Below are 3,631 nucleotides of genomic sequence, written 5' to 3'. Positions count from 1 at the left end.
TCAGCTGTCACCGGTAGAGTTTGAAAAGCGTTACGCAGCGAGCCTGGAGAGTGTCTAGGAAACCTGGGGCGATTCAGGTTGTAGTCGGGCCAGCCCTGTCGGATGGCTTTATATGCCCAAGCTCTTAATTGGTCGAAAAGCATACAGTTACGGCCAAGGCCATAATCCTCTACAGGCTTCTCTTTGGCCTTTCCCGGCGTTAAATCAACGTAGTCGGCTAACTCATCCAATGTGTATGGATCGGCCTGCCACTGGTGGGTCATCCAGTGAGAATTGATCGGGTTCTTACAGATCAACCCGGAATAGCCTCTGTCTGCTCCTAAACGGTTACGCAAACCCGCCTCGATGGCCGCAGCGTAGCGTAAAGGGGCGGTTTTACCGTCGATTGTGGTTCGTACAGGGGTTTGTAGCAAGTAGAGCAAATGAGCGTGCCCATTGGCAGGATTGCGAGCTATTAGGTTCGGAGCTGGTGCCCCTACGTTATCCCAGTGCATACCGGCATCGGTTCGGTCTAAGTCAAAAACCATCCAATATCTATGCGTTGGGCCGTTCGGCTGTATAAGTCGTGCTAGTTTTGCTTTTTCTTTTTTGTTGATTTTTAAGCCGCTGATTAAATCATCGGTGTGATAAGGTCTCTTTGGCAAGTAGTCCTCAAATAGTTTTACGCATCCCATATATTCCTCTTCTAATTATTTACTTAGAAAAAGAAAACCTTGGGAGATGACTTGACAATATTGTGTTTGGTGATTAAATGAGGGTGTAGAAGTTAAGTTTCAAATATTGTAGTAGTATCCTTCGCCACCTTCCCCAAGGTGGTTTTCTTTTTCTGCTCCTTTTAAGTTGCCACACTTTCGAGATTTGTCAAGCTTAGATGGTAAAAACCCCGCTTAATCGCGGGTTTTTTATTGGCATAAAAAAGCCTGCACGATGCAGGCAAAGGCAAAGGCAAAGGCAAAGGCAAAGGCAAAGGCAAAGGCAAAGGCAAAGGCAAAGGCAAAGGCAAATTACACTACCGCCTGTAGGTGGTGAGTTTGTACTGTGGTTTGTGATTGAAAATCAATGCTGCCTTTCAATTAGACTGAAGGATATGAGTTTTTTCATTCAAGAAATTATTTTTTTTGCCGATACAGTAAGTATGATTTATTACGTCTTGCGTTTAGGAACGGTCGATGAATATTAGAAGTATGAACATTGGTAGTCGAGCCGGTATTGGGTTCACAATTATCGCATTACTCGTTTTGGTTATGGGAGGGATCGCTTTATTCCAAGCACACCAAATGGACGATGCAGCTGCCGAAATTCGTAATGAGTGGTTGCCAGCAGTCGAGGCTGTGGGAGAGGTTGGGAGTAGTTTAGGGCGAGCCAGAGCACTGACTTTACGAACGTTGATTTTGGATGAGAAATCCGAACTAAATACTACCGTTGATCTGGTTAGAAGTATAAACCAAGATGTTGCTATGAGCTTGAAAGGTTATGAAAAGGAAATAGATGACTCTGAGGATCGTCAGATTTTCGAGAACTTTAAAACCTCATACGAAAAGTACCTTTCTGTTCAGCGTCAGATTTTAGAAGGAGTTTTGTCTTCACCTGAAAGGGCTGACGAAATTAAGATGGCAAATGGACCTTTGGCTGATGATGCTGATCAAATGATGGTTTTTTTAAATCAGTTGATTAAGTTTAATGAGAAAGGTGCTGTTTATGCCGCTGATCAAACAAATAAAGTATTTAATGCTGCTGTTTTCATGATTGTTGTCGCGTTGATTGTTATTTTGATACTGATGATTGTAATCGCGGTGGTTCTTACTCGGAGTATCGTTTCTCCTTTGGCTGAAGCGGTGGTAGTTGCAGATAGAATTGCCGATGGTGATTTAACTCAACGAATCAAGATAAATGGTTCTGACGAGCCTGCACACCTGCTAATTGCATTGAAAAAAATGCAGATTAGCTTGCATGATACGATTGAAAGAATCTCCGAATCATCAAATATGCTGGCTTCTGCTTCTGAAGAGTTACATGCGGTGACGGAGGATACTAATCGAGGACTCAACCAGCAAAGTGCAGAAATCGACCAAGCCGCTACAGCGGTGAATGAGATGACAGCGGCGGTTGAGGAAGTGGCTCGTAACGCTGTAAATACTGCCGATGATTCTAAAGCTGCTGATAAAAGCACCTATCAAGGCCGTGAAAAGGTTAGTCAGGCTTTGGAGTCCATTAATAAACTCGTTGGTAATATCTCTGATACTTCTTCTGAAGTTAAAATTTTGGCACAGAGTGCCGGTGAAATTAGTCAAGTACTGGTAGTAATTCGCTCAATTGCTGAGCAAACAAATTTGCTGGCACTTAATGCTGCAATCGAAGCTGCTAGGGCTGGCGAAGCTGGTCGTGGCTTTGCTGTTGTAGCGGATGAGGTACGTGCGTTGGCTCATAGAACTCAACAATCGACAGCTGAAATAGAACAAATGATTGAAGGTATTCAATCAGGTACAGGCCGTGCAGTTGATGCTATGAATGAGAGCCAAGACCGTGCTAATGGCACGTTAGTGGTTGCTCGGGAAGCTAATGATGCTCTTGAGGTAATTAGTGAAGCAATTACCTCAATCAACCAGAAAAACTTGGTTATTGCCAGTGCTTCGGAAGAGCAGGCACAGGTTGCCCGTGAAGTTGACAGGAATTTGGTTAATATTAGGGATTTGTCAATGCAAACGTCTGCGGGGGCTAACCAAAACAATGCGGCTAGTCAAGAGCTTTCGCGTCTTGCTGCAGATTTGCATTCTATGGTTTCAAAATTTAGGCTTTAAAAGCAAAATGACGCTCGCAAATTATTTATAAGCCCCTTTTCGGGGCTTTTTTTATGAGTTAGCTATATGGGTCATAAGGGGCTTGGAATGGGCTTGGTGGCTTGGGTTTTAGCAATCTTCGCTTTCTGGCTTCATTCGCCTGCTGGGCTTCTTCCTTATCAAATTCTATTATTTGTGTGCTGGTGAATGTGTCTGATATGAATAGCTGAACCTTTTCTTTAAAGCCAAAATTCACCATGTCAGGGTCTAGTCCTTTTTCTTCAAGCTGTTCTTTCACAGACCATAGGTAATCGTGTCGCTTTTCTTTCCCCATGTATTTAGCGGTCTGTAAGATGTTTTCTTTCATTTCTTGATACAGGGTTTCTGTGTTCTCATGCATTCTATTTGCATGTAAAACCTTGTCCACCTTCACGTCAAATTTATGGATTAATGGTTCTAGTTTTTCATCAAGTATCGTTATGGCTTGCTTAATTCTTTTGTGCTTTGTCGATTCGGCTGTCACTTTTCCTTTTAAATCATTTAGATTTTTTTGTAATTTATCTTTTTCTGCTTTGAAGTTCTTCCCCAACTCTACTTTTTTATTTTGTAGCTGTGTAATGTCTCGCTGAATATCTATTCGTTTCTGCGTCAAGGTGCTAAGGGTTGTCGTGTTTTCTTTGATTTTACTGTCAAACTGGGCAAGTCTTTTGCCCCAATGTAATTCGGCCTTTTCAATCTTCATTTGTAAATTAAGGTTGATTTGTTGGCCTTGGCGTATTTCTAGGCTCTGTACGTAAACCCAAGAAATACGATTTTCTGTAAAATACACCGCCATTAAAGCCAGGAGGCCAAGA

3 protein-coding genes are annotated in these 3,631 nt (G+C 42.5%); 1 reads left to right on the top strand and 2 read right to left on the bottom strand.

All coding sequences use genetic code 11. The features are described from left to right. Positions 1–674 (bottom strand): replication initiation protein (locus GHN92_RS23410; protein ID WP_153381312.1); only part of this gene is annotated, 674 nt, incomplete at its 3' end. Positions 675–1,169: 495 nt separating this feature from the next. Here GHN92_RS23410 and GHN92_RS23405 point away from each other — a divergent pair. Further along, positions 1,170–2,798, top strand: coding sequence for a methyl-accepting chemotaxis protein (locus GHN92_RS23405; RefSeq protein ID WP_153381310.1), 1,629 nt, complete (start codon positions 1,170–1,172; stop codon positions 2,796–2,798). A 58-nt stretch (positions 2,799–2,856) separates the two neighbouring features. Here the strand turns inward: GHN92_RS23405 and GHN92_RS23950 are convergent. Further along, positions 2,857–3,631: hypothetical protein (locus tag GHN92_RS23950; protein ID WP_218580742.1), on the bottom strand; the 775-nt coding region annotated here is incomplete at its 5' end.

It is taken from the genome of Pseudomonas sp. FSL R10-2964, assembly GCF_009600035.1.
GTDB classification, from domain to species: domain Bacteria; phylum Pseudomonadota; class Gammaproteobacteria; order Pseudomonadales; family Pseudomonadaceae; genus Aquipseudomonas; species Aquipseudomonas bubulae.
This window is presented reverse-complemented; position numbering and strand designations above follow the sequence as displayed.